At 39.3% G+C, this 17,669-nt stretch carries 13 protein-coding genes, 1 tRNA gene and 2 pseudogenes; 7 read left to right on the forward strand and 9 right to left on the reverse strand.

The features are described from left to right. Positions 1-234: 234 nt before the first annotated feature. The 4 genes from JCM10512_RS10785 to proS form a co-directional block, all read right to left on the reverse strand. Positions 235-672, reverse strand: coding sequence for a PepSY-like domain-containing protein (locus JCM10512_RS10785; RefSeq protein ID WP_044162929.1), 438 nt, complete (start codon positions 670-672; stop codon positions 235-237). Between the two features lie 1,280 nt (positions 673-1,952). Continuing rightward, complete coding sequence (locus tag JCM10512_RS10790; protein ID WP_044162931.1) at positions 1,953-3,233, reverse strand: sensor histidine kinase; 1,281 nt, start codon at positions 3,231-3,233, stop codon at positions 1,953-1,955. Positions 3,234-3,244: 11 nt separating this feature from the next. After that, complete coding sequence (locus tag JCM10512_RS10795) at positions 3,245-3,922, reverse strand: response regulator transcription factor (RefSeq protein WP_044162964.1); 678 nt, start codon at positions 3,920-3,922, stop codon at positions 3,245-3,247. Between the two features lie 130 nt (positions 3,923-4,052). Next, complete coding sequence (proS, locus tag JCM10512_RS10800; protein WP_044162934.1) at positions 4,053-5,546, reverse strand: proline--tRNA ligase; 1,494 nt, start codon at positions 5,544-5,546, stop codon at positions 4,053-4,055. A gap of 289 nt (positions 5,547-5,835) precedes the next feature. On the opposite strand from proS, the pseudogene sucC reads away from it, so the two are divergent. From sucC to JCM10512_RS10815, 3 genes and pseudogenes are all read left to right on the forward strand, one after another. Next, positions 5,836-6,971 (forward strand): annotated as a pseudogene (sucC, locus tag JCM10512_RS10805) (ADP-forming succinate--CoA ligase subunit beta). Positions 6,972-6,987: 16 nt separating this feature from the next. Then, a pseudogene (gene sucD / locus JCM10512_RS10810) lies at positions 6,988-7,856 on the forward strand (succinate--CoA ligase subunit alpha). 380 nt (positions 7,857-8,236) lie between these two features. Further along, positions 8,237-9,649: a cation:proton antiporter domain-containing protein gene (locus JCM10512_RS10815; RefSeq protein WP_052517185.1), complete on the forward strand. Its 1,413-nt coding sequence runs from the start codon at positions 8,237-8,239 to the stop codon at positions 9,647-9,649. Positions 9,650-9,992: 343 nt separating this feature from the next. On the opposite strand, the gene JCM10512_RS10820 is transcribed toward JCM10512_RS10815, so the two are convergent. From JCM10512_RS10820 to JCM10512_RS10830, 3 genes are read right to left on the reverse strand one after another with little or no spacing between them, the layout of a single operon-like run. After that, a complete protein-coding gene (locus tag JCM10512_RS10820) occupies positions 9,993-11,999 on the reverse strand; it encodes an alpha amylase C-terminal domain-containing protein (RefSeq protein WP_044162935.1) in 2,007 nt (668 codons plus the stop codon). A gap of 19 nt (positions 12,000-12,018) precedes the next feature. Then, complete coding sequence (locus JCM10512_RS10825; RefSeq protein ID WP_044162937.1) at positions 12,019-12,465, reverse strand: NanQ anomerase/TabA/YiaL family protein; 447 nt, start codon at positions 12,463-12,465, stop codon at positions 12,019-12,021. Positions 12,466-12,498: 33 nt separating this feature from the next. Further along, the gene (locus JCM10512_RS10830; protein ID WP_183208018.1) at positions 12,499-13,164 is read right to left on the reverse strand and encodes a DUF2461 domain-containing protein; all 666 of its coding nucleotides are present in this window, start codon (positions 13,162-13,164) and stop codon (positions 12,499-12,501) included. Between the two features lie 492 nt (positions 13,165-13,656). Between JCM10512_RS10830 and JCM10512_RS10835 the strand changes: the two genes are divergently transcribed. The 4 genes from JCM10512_RS10835 to JCM10512_RS10845 all read left to right on the forward strand — a co-directional run bounded on the left by JCM10512_RS10835 (position 13,657) and on the right by JCM10512_RS10845 (position 16,437). Further along, a tRNA-Arg gene (locus JCM10512_RS10835) sits at positions 13,657-13,730 on the forward strand. 107 nt (positions 13,731-13,837) lie between these two features. Beyond that, the gene (locus tag JCM10512_RS10840) at positions 13,838-14,743 is read left to right on the forward strand and encodes a phage integrase SAM-like domain-containing protein (protein ID WP_244437120.1); all 906 of its coding nucleotides are present in this window, start codon (positions 13,838-13,840) and stop codon (positions 14,741-14,743) included. An 83-nt stretch (positions 14,744-14,826) separates the two neighbouring features. Next, entirely contained in the window at positions 14,827-15,114 is a 288-nt protein-coding gene (locus tag JCM10512_RS23860) for a hypothetical protein (RefSeq protein WP_244437122.1), read from the forward strand. 207 nt (positions 15,115-15,321) lie between these two features. Next, on the forward strand, positions 15,322-16,437 hold the full coding sequence (locus JCM10512_RS10845; protein WP_044162940.1) for a protein kinase family protein: 1,116 nt from the start codon (positions 15,322-15,324) through the stop codon (positions 16,435-16,437). 104 nt (positions 16,438-16,541) lie between these two features. Here JCM10512_RS10845 and JCM10512_RS10850 read toward each other — a convergent pair whose 3' ends face one another. Next, positions 16,542-17,078, reverse strand: coding sequence for a hypothetical protein (locus tag JCM10512_RS10850; protein ID WP_148298371.1), 537 nt, complete (start codon positions 17,076-17,078; stop codon positions 16,542-16,544). Continuing rightward, positions 17,075-17,593 carry a glycoside hydrolase family 108 protein gene (locus JCM10512_RS10855; RefSeq protein ID WP_044162945.1) on the reverse strand — a complete coding sequence of 173 codons (519 nt, stop codon included), beginning with the start codon at positions 17,591-17,593 and terminating at the stop codon, positions 17,075-17,077. Before JCM10512_RS10855 ends, JCM10512_RS10850 begins: the two co-directional genes overlap by 4 nt. Positions 17,594-17,669 lie beyond the last annotated feature (76 nt).

Raw genomic sequence — 17,669 nt, forward strand, 5'->3', positions numbered from 1 at the left:
CTTCTCAGCCTCCCTCTCTTTATGCCGTATAAATTAGAAAAGCTTCAGAAGTCAGGTTTTATACTTGAATTCTGAAGCTTTTCAATTATTGTCTGAGAGACTGATACGAAACAGTATCTAACTCTACACGGGTTGATACTGTTTAGAATGTGACTGGGCAGAACCCTTTTTCCGAGTCGATGAGTGACTATCTCGATCGATCAGGCAAAAAGGGAAAAGCGTGTGCTATGCCGATTAATGGTCGATGTGAATTAAGTTAAATTTGGAGTCAAACTTTAATTCGAGACGATTTGAGAGTTTTACTTCGTACTCTTTCTTATCACGTTCCAGCTTCAGGATTTTCACATCCGGATAATGTGTAGTCACATACTTTTGAATGTTTTCGGGAATTGCAGCTGTGGGAACGACCCCATGTTTGCAATCAATCTCTGTCCAATTTCCCTTTTTGTCAAACTCCACCTTATTGCCATCCGTAAAAATCACTTCATAGCTTTTATTAAAGAAATCATTTTCCATCTTGGCTAGGGCGACTTTATTATTGGCAAAGTGCTTTTTGATGAAAATCTGAGCTTGTTGTGGCATCTGGCCTACTTGAATTGGTTTATCATTATCAGCCATTGCTACTGTCTGCAGGGTAAATAGGGATACCAATACTAACATCAACTTTTTCATAATCGTTATTTTTTAAAATTCAGTTTATACTATTATTTATTTCATACAGCAAAGATGGAGGATGAATCTGAAAAGATTTGGGAATCCGATTCTATTTTTAGAAAAAAAAGACTGAGATTTTAGGGATCTCTTGTAAAGGTGTGGAGCCGATGTATCCTCATTCTTTCTGAGTACTACTCAAATTTCGACTCTTTTTGCAATCCGTACAATACTCGTATAGCTATTCTGTGTCTATATTTTCATTTTCAGGGCTTGATAGAAGTACTGTGCACAATGTTACAACACTCTTATGACTAAATCACTTTTTCGTGTATCATTCAGTATATCAATTAATTGCAATGCGCCTTCTTTTTCTGGATCATTTTATTCTGATGAGCGATAGCTATTGCTTACTTCCTCCAAAAACAGAGTTGTCAATTCACCAAACAAGTCTTTTCCTAAGCCGTATTGTGCGCAACTATTCGTAAATATAAGCAGTCTTTCTCTATGTTTATGCCCTTTTATTTCCTGTTGCACATATTGTGCGACGCCTGTTCCACATAATGTGGGACACGTGCTTCACAATATGTGAGTCAGCTGTTCCACAACTGTGGAACAGGAAATGTAATGGGCAAAAATGTCTTTAACTAGTTGTTTACTACTATCTGCCAAGGGAATTTAGCCAAGTACACAGCCTTTGGAAATCGGTATTATGTATTGAGTAGATCAGTATGAGAAAAGTAGACGCAATATATCAAATTATCAATCAGTAGTTTACGATAAAAAGTGACTATGATAACATGTGTTGTTACATTCTGACTCTCTATGTTTTATGCTAATTTCCGCTAAGGGAAGTAATGAACCTCCTCTTATTCTTAGATAGATCGACGAAGATTTATGTATAGTGCCCATACTTTTGCCTGTGATCTGATTTTAGGCTGTACCAAGTGGGATGCACTGCTGCCTAAAGCAAGCATTCTTCTACTTTAGTTGGTGTGTTTCCGTGTTTCACGTACTTCTTCAGCGCGTTAGTTGAACAGTAAATTGAAAAGGCGCCAGGAGTTTCAAGGTGAAACACCCCATTGTTACAACTGTTCTAAGCTGTTATCACAATAGTGTCATACCGCTGTCACGACTGTGCCACCATGATGTCACGCTAGTGCCAACGGCATGGCACAACTGTGACAACGCGATGGCATAGCCAGACACATTACTTGTTTTCAAGAAAAGATAACTGTGTAAAGTTCAAAAGGTATTATCTAAATCGTATTTTCAACCTAACTAGATGAATACTTAACTACTTATTTCGGAGTAAAACACAATTCGAAACAGTGTTCTCCTTGCTCGAAATAATATTGTAGGCTGAAATGTTGTAGCTGGCAGATGGAATATGCGATAGCCAGACCAAGGCCGGTAGAACCTTCTCTCCTATTTGCCTGATAAAAACGCTCGAAGATTCGTGCTGAATCCAAAGGCTGTTGATTGCCTGTATTGCGGAAAATGATGCTTTGCCTGGCAAATATGATTTGGATGCGTCCGCCGTCTATGTTGTGTACAAATGCGTTCTTTACTAGGTTAGTTAATAGTGCGATTGCTAAAGATTCATTCATTACAACCCGGCATTCGCTCCTCTCTTCAATCTCTGTCGTTATCTTCCGATAGCTGTAGACTTCTTTATAATCTTCCAAATATTGTTTCAAGAGCTGATTCAGGCTCAGGGCTTTTGTCTCAGTAAACTGTCCGTTGTCTATCTTAGACAAAAGAAGTAGCGATTTATTGAGTTTCGTAATGTATTCGAGTGTTTGATGCGTTTTTAAGAGTTCTTCTAACTGTTTCTCTGACAGTGAGTCATCATCCATCAACATTTCCAAGCGGTTCCGACAGATAGCGAGTGGGGTCTGCATCTCATGAGAGGCATTTCCTATAAATTGTTTTTGTTGCTCGAACATTTGCTCGTTACGTTCGGTATAGCGTATAGCCGCCTCATTTAACTTGCGAAACTCTGTTATCTGAGTTTCATTCTTCAACTCCTCGTTATTCCCGCCTGTCTGGTATTTGTCCAACCAGTGAAGTAGCGTGTAAAGTGGGCGCATATTGCGATAGAATACCCATACTGAAATGATAATGATGCAAAACAATAAGATGATATATAACCATATGATCCAAGTCAGGATGGCTTCCTTCAAGTCTTTCTTTTCGATGCTGGGAGTCGAAACGGTTAATTCATGAAAACGGCCGTCGTTGTCTTGAAAGATAGTAGTCAGCATACGTGCAGGCTCGGTTTCTTTCTTTTCTACAATATAGACCATGGAGTCTTTGTATTGAATCTCGTTACGAGTCTTAGCATATTCCTGACTTACCTCAGTCAGGTAGTATTGGTTGTTGGAGCCGTTATTCTGCGAAGGTAGCTCCTCGCCCGCCAATGCCCGAATAATGATTGTTTCCGAATAATCTTCCAACGAATCGTCTACCTCATCATTGATCTCATCTATTAGGGTTACATAGAAAAAGACCGCCCATCCTGTAAGTATGAGTGTCAGCGCTAATGAGATGCGAAAAATGATGTGGTATATTAGTTTCATGAGATCAGTTTCTATTCTACAATCATTTTATAGCCGAATCCATAAACTGCTTTTAATTCGATTGTTGCACCGGCATCTTTGAGTTTCTTGCGTAAATTCTTGATCTGAGCGTAGATAAAATCGAAGTTATCTACTTGGTCGATGTGATCGCCCCAGACCGATTCGGCTAATGTGTTTTTATTAATAAGCCTTCCGGGCCGGTTGATGAAGTACAAAAGGATATCGTATTCTTTCCGATTTAGCTTGAGTTCCTGATCGGCAACCATAACCTGAAACTTATCCGGTTCAATTCGCACGTTACCTAGCCGGATATCCTTTTCTCCATCCTGTTGATGACGACGGATGACGCTTTTGATACGTGCATTCAGTTCGACAAGGTGGAAAGGCTTGGGAAGATAATCATCAGCTCCCAGTTCGAGCCCCAACACTTTATCTTCGAGAGAATCTTTAGCGGAAATGATGATTACATTTTCGCGCTTGTGCATCGTCTTTAGCTGTTGTAACAGGTCAAGTCCACTACCATCCGGAAGCATTATGTCGAGCAGAATGCAGTCGTAGTCGTAGTCTTCAATCTTTCGCAACGCAGTATTGAAGTCGTTGGCTGTCTCCACCACATATCGTTCTTTCTCAAGCGAACGTTGAATGACTTCTCTTAATGAAGGTTCATCTTCTACAATTAATATCTTCATAAAGTTTTCTCCTTTTGTATATATCACAAAGAAAGGGGATATTTCTGAAATAATACTGAAATCTAAAAAAAAAAGAGCTTGAAGTTTAGATTCAAACTTCAAGCTCTACTATAATCTTGTATTTATATTCTTAATAAGATCTTGCGAAGATCACGCGGCACGCAGAAGGTTTACCGGTTAGAATGCATTGGCCGGGAGTCTTATCATCGTCGGCGAATGTTTCGAATGGTATACAGCGAATAGTCGCTTTAGTATCTTCCTTGATCTTTTCTTCGGTCTCAGTTGTGCCATCCCAATGAGCCAGAACAAAACCACCAGCTTCTATCTTCTCTTTGAATTCTTCATAAGTATCGGCTGTTGTGGTACGTGAAGTGCGGAAATCAAGCGCTTTCTTGTAAATATTGGCTTGAATCTCTTCGAGTAGCTTTTGAACATACTCCTCAATACCCTCGCAAGTAATTGTTTCTTTCTCGAGTGTATCGCGACGCATAACTTCCATCGTATTGTTTTCCAGATCTCTACCTCCCATTACCAACCGAACAGGCACACCTTTAAGCTCATAGTCAGCAAACTTGAATCCGGGGCGTTTGTTATCTGCATTATCATATTTAACAGAAATACCCATTGATTTCAGTTTGGCTACTATGCCTGCTACCTTAGAATCAATCAGGTTCAATTGTTCGTCGTTCTTATAAATAGGAACGATTACAACTTGAATTGGAGCTAAGTGCGGAGGTAATACCAAACCGTTATCATCGGAGTGAGTCATGATTAACGCACCCATCAGTCGGGTAGATACTCCCCATGAAGTAGCCCATACGTATTCCATCTTGTTTTCCTTATTTACAAACTGAACATCAAACGCTTTAGCGAAATTCTGTCCGAGGAAATGCGATGTACCACTCTGCAATGCTTTTCCATCCTGCATCATTGCCTCAATTGTATAGGTATCAAGTGCACCGGCAAAACGTTCGTTAGCCGACTTTGTACCTTTTACAACGGGGACTGCCATGTATTTCTCTGCGAATTCAGCATACACATTCAACATTCTGATTGCTTCTTCTTCTGCTTCTTCACGAGTGGCGTGTGCTGTGTGACCTTCTTGCCACAAGAATTCTGCCGTACGAAGAAATAAACGGGTACGCATCTCCCAACGAAAAACGTTAGCCCATTGATTGCACAGAATAGGCAAATCGCGGTAAGACTGAATCCAGTTTCTATATGTGTTCCAAATGATTGTTTCAGATGTCGGACGGATAATCAATTCTTCTTCCAGTTTAGCAGCAGGGTCGACAACTACTCCTGAACCATCTTCCGCATTCTTCAAACGGTAATGTGTAACAACGGCACATTCCTTGGCAAAACCTTCTACGTGTTCAGCTTCTCTACTTAAGAATGATTTCGGAATTAACAGCGGGAAGTAAGCGTTCACATGTCCCGTTTCTTTGAACATATCGTCTAATTGACGTTGTATCTTCTCCCAAATAGCGTATCCGTAAGGCTTGATCACCATACATCCGCGCACAGCAGACTGTTCTGCCAAATCAGCTTTCACCACCAACTCGTTATACCATTGCGAATAATTTTCACCACGCTTGGTCAGGTCTTTCAGTTCTTTTGCCATTATATCTTTTTATTTAAAATTTCCTCAAGTATTAAAAGTAAGATGCAAAAGTACGAAAAAGGAACGAATTGCCTCTACTCCTATTGGAATATTTCATTCAAATGAGAAAAGCTTCTCTAAAATATGGGTAAAACCGTTGCTAATTTTAAATATCATAAAACCATTTCAAAATATTAATTGTTATTTTTTTAGAGGAAAGACTCTTTGGCTGTATGGCAAAGTTCAATCAATTCCTATATTCCCAGGTAGAAATTACAGAGTTACATTTAATATTAAAAAGGTCTTGCGCATGAAAATACACGAATACCAAGCAAAAGAGCTGCTATCCCGCTATGGGATACCGGTAGATAAAGGCTTCTTATGTACTAACATGGATGAAGCTTTGAAAGTATACAGCCAATTGCCGACGAAGAGTGCCATCATAAAAGCACAAGTATTGATAGGAGGAAGAGGAAAGGCAGGCGGTGTTAAGATCGTACATTCTGAAGAAGCGTATAAACAACGGGTGAATGACATCCTGAATATGGATATTAAGGGGCTCCCTGTCAAAAAAATACTTGTGGGAGAAGTGGTCAACATTGCTTCCGAATACTATTTGAGTCTGGTTATCGACCGGGAAACAAAGTCTGTATTGTTAATGTTGAGTTCCGAAGGTGGAATGGATATCGAAGACGTTTCGCGAACAAAGTCGGAAAAGATTCATCGTTTTTTAATAGATAGCCCCTGGGGAGTTACTGACTTCTTAGCCCGCCGGGCTGCTTTCAAATTATTCGATAACCTGGCATTGGTCCAGCAGGCTGCTGATATTATCAAACAATTGTATCGACTATTGGTAGCGACTGATGCTTCTCTGATAGAAATTAACCCGTTGGTATTAACTGTCGAAGGTAAACTTGTGCTATTGATGCTAAAATCAACTTTGATAATAATGCGCTTTATCGACATCCCGATATTGCTCAGCTTGCCGAAACAAACGAAGAAGAGAAAAAAGAGCAAGAGGCTAAGGCTAAAGGATTCAGCTATGTGCATCTGACAGGAGATATTGGTTGCATGGTAAATGGTGCAGGATTGGCAATGGCTACCATGGACATGATTGAACTTTATGGAGGAAAACCGGCTAACTTCTTGGATATAGGTGGTAGCTCTAATTCTAATAAAATAGTCGAAGCAATGAAATTGCTGCTTGCTGACAAGCAGATCCAAGTGGTGCTGGTCAACATATTCGGTGGAATAACTCGTTGCGATGATGTGGCAAGAGGTCTTCTGGATGCTTTTAGTACGATTCGGACCGACGTGCCCGTTGTTGTTCGCTTGACCGGAACGAATGAACAGGAAGGTCGAAAGATTCTCGAAGGTGGTCCTTTTCATATTGCGGAGACAATGGAGCAAGCCACCCGTTTAGCGGTAGAAAAAGTAAATCATTAAAAAGAGGAATATACAAATGAGTATACTGGTTAATCATAAAACCCGACTAGTTGTACAAGGTATAACCGGAAGAGACGGTGCTTTTCATGCACAGAAGATGAAGGAATATGGTACTCAAGTAGTGGCAGGAACCTCTCCCGGCAAGGAGGTACTGTACAAAACGGCATACCTGTTTATAATACGGTGCATGAAGCTGTCAAAGAGCACGGAGCAAATACATCTATAATATTTGTTCCGGCCATGTTTGCTAAGGATGCCATTATGGAAGCGGCTGACGGTGGTATAAAAATGATTATTTGCATTACCGAAGGTATTCCTACGTTAGATGTTATCGCGGCTTATAGTTATGTACAACAAAAAAAAGCCATTTTACTTGGTCCAAACTGTCCCGGATTAATTTCACCGGAAGAGAGTTTGGTCGGTATTATGCCTGCACATATATTTTCTCCGGGCCATACTGGAGTGATAAGTCGCAGTGGTACGCTTACGTATGAGGTTGTTCATCAGCTTACCCTGAATGGTATCGGACAATCTACTGCCATAGGGATTGGCGGCGATCCTGTGTCGGGCCTGTATTACCAGGAGTTACTTGCCATGTTTGAAAAAGATCCTAATACCTCCACCATTGTTTTAATCGGCGAAATTGGCGGAGATGCCGAAGAACGTGCTGCTGCTTACATTAAAGCGAATATTTCGAAGCCGGTAGTAGCCTTTATTGCCGGAAGGTCAGCTCCTCCGGGAAAACAGATGGGACATGCCGGAGCTATAATCTCGAAAAGTGCAGGTACAGCAGAAGAAAAAATACGAGCTTTTGAAGAAGCGGGTATAACTGTAGCCAAAGAAACATCGGAAATACCTCAAATCATTGCTTCTATCGCGAAGTAATCTGATATAAAGTAGATTTCTTTAGATTGCTAATCGTTTGCATAGATGTAGCTAAAGTCTACTTCTGAGGTGTGAATTAACTGGTAGAAATGTGGAATAGCTGTCATGTTGACAAGCTCATATTGTTGAAGAGAACAAAGCTCTCGGAAAAAGTCTGAAAGTCTGTTTACTCTTCATGAAACTCTGATGAAAAAAAACGAAAAACAGGGTATTAGGAATAGTGTATAAGTTGAAAAATAATCGTAAACTTGCAAAAAAAGAGGAAATTCCTGTGAGCATTAAAACTGCGTGTTAAACATACTTTCACGGCCAATGTATAAGAAAATGAGACATGATTCTTGAAAAAACGAAAACCTAATTTATAAATTAAGCTCAACATTATGAAAAGACTGAAAAATATCTTTTTTTATCTCGTTATTATCGGAACATTTTCCGCTCTTATTTATTGGATTATACTTTTTGGGGCTAAATTGGAAGTTGGAAGAGGTGTCATGTCTAAATTAAGCACGATGACTCCTTTGCAGGAATTCTTCAATTCCATAAAGGAAAATTTACATCATTCGGTTGCTTTGCTTATTTTACAAATAGTAATAATTATAATCGCCGCTCGTTCATTTGGTTGGATATTTAAAAAAATGGGGCAACCGAGTGTTATCGGCGAAATACTTGCCGGTATTGTATTAGGCCCATCACTTTTGGGATTATATTTTCCGGAAGTATCCAGTTTTCTCTTTCCGGCTAAATCTTTAGGCAATCTACAGGTCTTAAGTCAAATTGGATTGATCTTATTTATGTTTATTATAGGAATGGAGCTGAACTTAAAGGCTTTACAAAGTAAGGCTCATGATGCAATAGTAATTAGTCATGCCAGTATTATAATACCATTTTCATTGGGTGTCGGATTAGCTTACTTTATTTATCAGGGACATGCTCCCGAGCATATCAGTTTTTCTTCTTTTTCTTTATTCATGGGAATTGCATTGAGTATAACAGCTTTTCCCGTATTAGCTCGTATTATTCAGGAACAGGGTATACATAAAACCAAATTAGGAGCAATTGTTATAACTTGTGCTGCGGCAGACGATATAACGGCGTGGTGTTTGTTGGCCGCGGTTATAGCGATAGTAAAAGCTGGATCTGTTGTAAGTGCTCTATACACAATTTTGTTTGCGCTGATTTATGTGCTCTTCATGTTGAAACTCGTTCGCCCCTTTTTGAGGAAGATTGGGCAAGTGTATCAAACGGAAAAACAAGTCGGACAATCAGTAGTCGTTCTGTTTTTTATCGTATTGCTATTATCTGCCTTTGTTACAGAAGCTATAGGCATACATGCTCTTTTCGGTGCTTTTATGGCAGGAGCTATAATGCCGGAAAATCTAAATCTCAGACGTACCTTCATTGGGAAAATAGAGGATGTCGCATTGGTTCTACTGCTTCCTATCTTCTTCGTTATTAGTGGACTGCGAACCGAGATTGGGCTTATTAATGATCCGGCTTTATGGGAGATTACCGGATTGATAGTCTTGCTTGCTATTGTAGGAAAGTTTGTCGGAAGTGCACTTGCAGCCAAGTTTGTTGGTCAAAACTGGAAGGATAGTCTTACCATAGGTGCCTTAATGAATACGCGTGGGCTCATGGAGCTTGTAGCGCTTAATATAGGATATGAGTTAGGGGTATTAAAAGCCGAAGTGTTTGCCATGATGGTTATTATGGCATTGGTTACAACTTTCATGACCGGAATTTTGCTTAAGCTAATAAATAGAATCTTTAAAGGAGAGGTAGCTACCGAATAAATAAATGCAATCCAAAAGAAGGCGCATTGTAAACGTCTGATATACTGAAAAATATGCAAAAAAGTGACAAACACATCAAAGTGATGTATTTTTGTAGAGAGTGCTTATATCAAGCTTCTTTGATGAATTCGAAACGCAGATCGGGTTATACGGATGTTGTTTTGTTTGCAAAAAGAGTCGGAACTTAAGTAGTACTCAGAAAAAATGGAGGCTCATCGGTCTCATACTTTTGCACGTGATCCGTCATCCTGCTACAAAGCATTGATCTTCCGATTCTTTTAGCCATTTAAAAGGGGCTGTCCGATTTCTCAAACAGCCCCTTTTTATTTAAAGATGTTTTATCTTATTTCTTTTTCCGAAGTACAACAGCTGTACGAGCCGGAATATAGAGTTTCAGCCATTCTTTCTTTTCCGCCTTATACAACGGATCGGGCATCGTGAAATGAACAACCGAGTCGTCGGCAATACCATTTCCTCCAAATGCCACATCATCCGTATTTAGAATAACTTCATAAGCTCCCGGAGCGACAAGGAATCCATAATCTACAAACGATTCTTTCGGGTTGAAGTTAAATACAAATATCAGGTCCTTACGTCCGTAAGCCAATATTTGATCACTGTCATTGTGCCATATTTCCTGTACAGGTGTGGCCTGGAAGTCTTTTACACTCTTGACTACTTTCAGCATCGCAGCATCAAAATCGCCCATGTAATGATATGACAGATTTTTGTTATCTACCAGATCCCATTGACGGCGGGCATATTTACACGACCAATCGTTTCCTTCACGCGGAAAGTCGATCCACTCGGGATGACCAAACTCATTGCCCATGAAGTTCAAATACCCTCCATTGATCGTTGTTGCAGTAAGCAAGCGAATCATTTTGTGCAAGGCAATTCCTCGATGAACGATGTAGTTCTCATCCCCTTTTTGCATATGCCAGTACATATCAGCATCTATCAAACGGAAGACAATCGTTTTATCGCCTACCAAAGCCTGATCATGGCTCTCAGCGTAAGAGATTGTCTTTTCATCCTGACGTCGGTTGGTTACTTCCCAGAACATATTGGACGGCTTCCAATCTTCATCAATTTTCTCTTTGATGGTTTTGATCCAATAATCCGGAATATTCATAGCCATACGGTAGTCGAAACCGTATCCGCCATCTTCTACATTGACTGCTAATCCGGGCATTCCGGAAACTTCTTCAGCAATAGTAATAGCTTTTGAGTTTACTTCATGAATCAATTTATTAGCCAATGTAAGGTAGCAAATAGCGTTATCATCTTGATGTCCGTTGAAATAGCTAGTGTAGTTATCGAACGACTCACCCAATCCGTGGCTGTAGTACAGCATCGAAGTTACTCCATCGAACCGGAAACCATCGAAGTTGTATTCTTCTAACCAGTACTTGCAGTTAGAAAGCAAGAAATGCAAGACTTCATTCTTGCCGTAATCAAAGCAGAGTGAATCCCAAGCCGGATGTTCGCGACGATTGCCTGCATAGAAATACTGGTTCGGATCTCCGGCGAAATTACTCAAACCTTCTACTTCATTTTTCACAGCATGCGAATGTACAATGTCCATGATTACAGACACTCCTAGGCTGTGGGCAGCATCTACCAACTCTTTCAATTCATCGGGTGTACCAAAACGGGAAGAGGCTGCGAAAAAGCTAGATACATGATAGCCGAAACTTCCGTAATACGGATGCTCTTGCACTGCCATGATCTGGATGCAATTGTAACCTTCCTCAACGATGCGCGGAAGGATATTCTCACGGAACTCTTTATAAGTTCCAACCTTCGCCTCTTGCTGTGCCATTCCGATATGGCATTCATAGATCAGTAGTGGATCAGTTGACGGTTTGAAAGCTTTCTTCTTAAACTTGAACGGTTTTTCCGGCTCCCATACCTGCGCACTGAAAATATAAGTATGTTCATCCTGTACCACTCGGGTAGCCCAGGCCGGAATACGTTCGCCTTGACCGCCTTCCCAATATACATTCAGCTTGTATAAATCTCCATGTCGAATAGCTTCGAGTGACATTTTAATCTCCCAAACTCCATTCTTTAGCTTTTTCAGCTTATAAGCATCTTTTTCTTCCCATCCGTTGAATGTGCCTACCAGATAAACATGAGTAGCATTCGGAGCCCATTCACGGAAAGTCCATCCTTCCGGTGTACGGTGCAAACCGAAATAGAGATAACCCGAAGCAAAGTCCGAAAGGCTTTGCTTTCCCTTATTGGTCAACTCGGATTCCTTATCCATTGCGTATTGGTGACGTCCGGCAATGGCATCTGCATAAGGCTCCAACCAGGGATCATTTTTTATTAATCGTGTTTCCATATCAGCGTTGAATTGGGTTTTATGCTTTCACTTTCACTATTACTTTCTTCACTCCATCCGGAGTAACTCCGGGAGCATGTCCATCTTGTGGAAAGAAGATAGCGAACATGCCAGGCTTAACTTCCACATAAGTCTCGGCCAGTCCTTCGAAGAAGGTGATATCTTTCTCAGCGTTATAAAGTGCGTCCGCCGGGATGCAAGCTTTGGCAGGCGTATAGCCCATTACCTCTATTCCTGATAATGGAATCTGGATATCGATATAATCGTTATGCGTCTCCAGTTTGGCTTCTTCCTTCGTCTTAGGTTTTGTCTGTGCTACATTTACAAACAGATCTTTTCCCTTTAACTCAGTTTTGCCAATTTCCAGATTCTGAAGATATTGTGACTTCAAGAATTCGACAGCCTGGGCAAATAAAGGATTCAAAGAAGTGTATTTTTCCAGATTCTCTAATGTATCTACTATCATAAAAGTAAATTTTAGGTTTATATTTCAGGTATATTATTCAAAATCATCAATCGTATAATTAAGGAAGTCGCCAAAGCGTTTGAACTGACGAAATGCCTTCTCAATTTCCTCGAGCGCATCTGCCTGAGTAAAGAACTCATCCGATATATTGTACGCGCACGTATATTGCCTACACTTCAGATAGTCGATATGTTCAAAATCCTTCGGGAATCCTTTAGGAGCAGTTTTTAAGAAGTCCTCTCCCACCACGGGAAAATACTTTTTGAAAGCCGGGTCTTCTACGATCGAAATATATTCATCAATATTGTCATATATTGATTGCCTTACTGCTTTCAATACATTGGGAGGCAGGCAAATACTTCCGCCGGCAAGCATACTGTTGCCCGGCTGTAAATGAATGTAATATCCGCAGTGATCGGACTTCTTTCCTTTTGCGTTGATATAACCACCAAAATGATTTTTATAAGGTGTTTTATCCGCAGAAAAACGAGTATCACGATAAATACGATATGTACAATCTTTAGGCTGAACACCTCGAATACTCTCATCAAACAAAGAAATACGGCCTATAACAGTAGCCAGAAAATTTTCAAACTCTACACGAGCCTCTTCATATTCATCCCGATGTTCATTGAACCACTCACGATTATTATTCGCAGAAAGTCTTTTTAAGAACGGAAAGATAACAGGTTTGTTCATCCTCATAAATCTCTATAATTACCCCACAAACGTACAAATTTTATTTGATATAAACTACAAAACAGAGGAAAAGGAGATAAAAAAAGCATCGGTTGTGTAGAAACCGATGCCTTCATACATTTATCAAAAAAGCAGACGCTTCCGCTGTTGATGCACTTAAGCTTTCACAAGTTGAGTACAATCCTTCTAATTAATCTTATATCTAATACTATGAAAAACACACAGATATAACAAGCGTTCAAAAAGCTTTGTTCATTCATTCCTCTTTTTACATTGTTAATAATAGTTACAAGATATATCCATCTCGGTAGCAGGCTTTGATTCGTTCCATTTACCGACTTTCAGAACAGTCCGCTCAATCGGCCGACTCTGAGAAAAAGTAAGTTTCATAATTTACTGATATATAGCTACAAAGGAAAATATAGCTAAAAAAATGGACGAAAGTTTTTGCACTTTCATAAAAAGCACTACCTTTGCACCGCAATTAAAAATGGTTCCGTAGCTCAGCTGGATAGAGCAACGCCCTTCTAAGGCGTGGGTCAAGCGTTCGAATCGCTTCGGAATCACTTGCAAGAGGCGCTGATTATCAAATAGTTAATCAGCGTTTTTCTTGTAAAAGCTATAAAAAAAATCGTTCATTTCCGACCCATGAGCCAAGCTGTGTGGAAAATGTGTGGAAAATTGGCGATCTAAAATTTATAGCATTATGGCAGCTTTATCATTAACAATTTTCTCATCAAAACCCACAGCCAAGGGGGAATTTCCGATCTTCATTTGTATTTATTCAAAAAGAAGTAGAGATTATATCAAAACAGAGTATCAGCTTGATGACATCTGCCAATGGTATAACGGGAAAGTTGTAGCCCGTCCGGATGCAACTATGCTAAATAAACGTCTATTGTACGAACTAAAAAAATACAAGGAACGCCTTCAGTATATAGAAGATCAAGAATACTATTCAGCTAAACAGCTTAAAGCCATCCTTACTCAACAAGATAAAATAGCTCCAGACGTCCGCACTTTCAATGACTTTATGCGGCAGCGTATCAAGGAAAAAATAGAAGAAGGCAAAAGTAGTCATGCTAAAATGCTAGAAGATACTCTTAAAGTGTTTGAAGCGGCTGAGGGAGATGTGCCGATGATACTCATGAATCACATCACAATCGAGCACTTTGATCGATGGCTCAAATTGCATGGACACACCGATGGTGGCAGGCAAATACGATTGAGCCACATAAAAGCACGAGTTAATGAGGCTATAAAGATCGGAATACTTAGATGCGACAAACACCCGTTTGCGTATACCAAAATTCCGACTCCAGAACCGAGAGAACTTGATATCACTGTGGAATCCATCAGAAAGATTATAAACGCAGATGTATCGCATAGTAGACAATTGACTTTAGCAAAAGACGTATTTCTGCTCTCGTTTTACCTCGGGGGAATAAACTTCGCAGATCTGGCAGAAGTTGACTTCTCGGGAAATGAAATCACTTATGTACGCAAAAAGAGCTCTGAGCACAAAAGAAAGAATAGGCAGATAATAATAAGCATCAGCCGGAAGCTTCGGCTATCTTAAAGAAATATGTCGGAGAAGAAGGATTTATTGAGTTAGGCTATAAATATACGATGGGGAATTTACAACGCTATATCAATAAATGCATGAAACTTTTAGCGAAAGAACTAAATATTAATGGAGGGAGTCTTACTTACTACTCTGCCCGCAAAACCTTTGCTCAGTTTGCCGCAGAGATTGGCATACCCTACCCGATCATTGAGTACTGTTTGGGGCACTCGATAAAAACAAGCATAACAATTAACTCGTATGTGCGAGTTAAACCTTACCAGGCTGATGCAGCGATAAAACGAGTTGTTGAATACGTGAACAATCCGGAAGTGTTCCGACCATACATAGAAATGAGGTCGCAAATACAAATGATGTTGATGTGATGGAACGAAGCTTCAAAATAGACCAATTAAAATTTATTCACGCCATTTAATTGGGCAATAAATTATTCTAATAGAAAAATAAAGTATAACTAAAAAGCATTGGAAAGAACCATTTTTTGAAATCATATAGCATATAATATATTAAATAGGATACTCCATTTGAAATAAAAAATCATATATTTGAGGCAAAAACGAAAAAATATAATTATGGAAACCAAAGACACGGTAACATTTTTGAGATCTAAAGATTTCGTTATGCTTAAAGACATAGGACAAGGAGGAACAGGACAGACTAAATTATTGAAAGATGAGACTATAAACGAACAGTTTGTATGCAAAAAGTATTCAACCTATTACCCTGATCAACAGTCTCTATATTATGATAATTTTGTAAACGAAATAAAGCTACTATATAAGATTAACCACCCCAATATAGTAAGAATATTCAATTACTACCTCTATCCAGAACGAGTAACAGGCTATATTTTAATGGAATACATTGACGGTGAAGATATTGAAGCTTATATATCATCAAACCCCGGAGAAGTTAATAACATTTTTCTCCAAACTATAAATGGCTTTAAGTACCTAGAAGAAAACAATATATTGCATAGAGATATTCGCCCCAATAATATATTAGTTTCCAACGATCGAGTTGTTAAAATAATAGATTTTGGATTCGGCAAAAATATTGCATCTCTTGAGGATAATCAAAAAAGCATAACATTAAACTGGGCATATTCTTTGCCAAATGAATTCAACGATTCTATATATGATTTCAAAACGGAAATATATTTTGTCGGAAAGTTGTTTGAAAGAATAATTCAAATAAATAATTTGCATAAATTATTTAAGTATAAAAGTATCTTAAATAAAATGACTACTCCCGAATCTGATTCAAGAATAGCCTCCTTTTACACTATTTTTAGGGAGGTAACAAGCAAAAACTCTACATTCATCAAATTTAGTAGCAATGAAAAGCAAATATACTCTAATATTGCAAATTCTATTATGACTGTTTGTTCAACTATTGAGTATTCTACAAAGTATCTTGATGATATTGAAATTATCACCAAGCGGCTAGATGATCTTATCAATAAATCATTACTTGAGGATTATGTTCAAAATAATAGTTCTCTTATAAATTGCTTCATAGCTGATCCATACTCCTACAAGAAAAGCCCAGTTATTCCAATAGAATATATTGTTTCATTTAGTGACTGGTGGAAGGGCATCTCTAATGAATATAAAATTATTGTCCTAAATAACTTATGGGAAAGGTTTGATACAATAAAGCGAATGTCGGATAATCTACCTTTCTAAGCACACTATAGATATCAGAACGTAAAAGCCCCGGTATTCATCACGAACTTCGGGGCTTCGAATCTTGTTAAAAATGAAAAGTAAAACTTTTCGCTATAAATATACTATTTTTTCCTTATCCTGTATACCAGCCAGACGAAAATAAACAAAATCCCAGTAACAAATATACCTAGCGTAAACATACCGAAGTCTTGTTTTAACTTCTGCCACCGAGTAAGAGGCGGTGTTGTTTGGGTGTTCTGCTTAATGAGATAATCAACGGTAGATTTAAGAGAATCGAGCGAGGATCTAACCTGCTCAAATTGCAATAAGGCCTTTTCGTCTGTCACCGACTTCTCAGTGGTATTACTATTCACTTTGCCTTTTATCTCGGTCGTAGATGTAGGATGCTGCTTACCCGTAGAGTCGGGTGCAGAGTATTCTGTCTTAAACTGAGTAAAGCCATACGTGAAGTTGTTGACCCTTTCGTAGACTCTTTTTATATCCTGCTGCATTATGAGTAACAGGCTATCATTAGAGCTTTTAAACTCATCCTTTTGCTCTATACCTTTTACCTCTGTATTCGTCTTGGTGGATGGCTGAGAGCTCCGGCATGACATGCACGCCGAAGCAAGAATTAAGATGTATAATAGCGTTTTCATCTCTCGAACTTTATATCGTTAATCCGGTTAAGCCATCCTTTTCTGAATTTCAAGTTAGCCGGCCGTTTGCGACAAATTTCATCTACGAAATCAATCCGTGCCTGCTTAATGGCTTTGAATAGCTCCTCCGGGTTCTTCGAGTTAACAGCCGCTAATGTCTTAGGTCCAACTATTCCATCAGGAACAACACCAGCTAAACCCTGCGGAATCTTAATGCCATGTACACCGGATGCCCATACCCAGTCGACCAGGATGTTAGCAACTGATTGACTCTTTATCTCATCAGCTTTCCATCGATTCCAATATAGCGTTTTGAAAATCTCGCTCCATTCCGCATCGCTAAGATTCTTCAACCTCTCAATAGTGGGCATGGGATAGCCTTTCTTCCTGCAATACGCTTCATATGTAGCTATTGTTACACCCTTGTTTGTCGCTCCTCCCAAATCATCGGGATCGTTCACAAAACCGCCTTCCCACTTCCGGATGAACGGCACTAGTTTTTTGTAGTCTGCCATATTATTTCCCTTTCATTTTAAATAACTCCTTGATATATCCAAATGCTTCCGTAGTAAGGAATGAGTATATAAATGG

Origin of the sequence: Bacteroides reticulotermitis JCM 10512, from assembly GCF_000517545.1 — a bacterium.
Taxonomy (GTDB): Bacteria; Bacteroidota; Bacteroidia; order Bacteroidales; family Bacteroidaceae; genus Bacteroides; species Bacteroides reticulotermitis.

Bases quoted from the DNA above. Each gene is read 5' to 3' on its own strand.
- JCM10512_RS10830 (WP_183208018.1), bottom strand. From the start codon at position 13,164: ATGAACAAACCTGTTATCTTTCCGTTCTTAAAAAGACTTTCTGCGAAT.
- JCM10512_RS10855 (WP_044162945.1), bottom strand. From the start codon at position 17,593: ATGGCAGACTACAAAAAACTAGTGCCGTTCATCCGGAAGTGGGAAGGC.
- proS (WP_044162934.1), bottom strand. From the start codon at position 5,546: ATGGCAAAAGAACTGAAAGACCTGACCAAGCGTGGTGAAAATTATTCG.
- JCM10512_RS10825 (WP_044162937.1), bottom strand. From the start codon at position 12,465: ATGATAGTAGATACATTAGAGAATCTGGAAAAATACACTTCTTTGAAT.
- JCM10512_RS10845 (WP_044162940.1), top strand. From the start codon at position 15,322: ATGGAAACCAAAGACACGGTAACATTTTTGAGATCTAAAGATTTCGTT.
- JCM10512_RS10815 (WP_052517185.1), top strand. From the start codon at position 8,237: ATGAAAAGACTGAAAAATATCTTTTTTTATCTCGTTATTATCGGAACA.
- JCM10512_RS10785 (WP_044162929.1), bottom strand. From the start codon at position 672: ATGAAAAAGTTGATGTTAGTATTGGTATCCCTATTTACCCTGCAGACA.
- JCM10512_RS10790 (WP_044162931.1), bottom strand. From the start codon at position 3,233: ATGAAACTAATATACCACATCATTTTTCGCATCTCATTAGCGCTGACA.
- JCM10512_RS23860 (WP_244437122.1), top strand. From the start codon at position 14,827: ATGAAACTTTTAGCGAAAGAACTAAATATTAATGGAGGGAGTCTTACT.
- JCM10512_RS10820 (WP_044162935.1), bottom strand. From the start codon at position 11,999: ATGGAAACACGATTAATAAAAAATGATCCCTGGTTGGAGCCTTATGCA.
- JCM10512_RS10795 (WP_044162964.1), bottom strand. From the start codon at position 3,922: ATGAAGATATTAATTGTAGAAGATGAACCTTCATTAAGAGAAGTCATT.
- JCM10512_RS10850 (WP_148298371.1), bottom strand. From the start codon at position 17,078: ATGAAAACGCTATTATACATCTTAATTCTTGCTTCGGCGTGCATGTCA.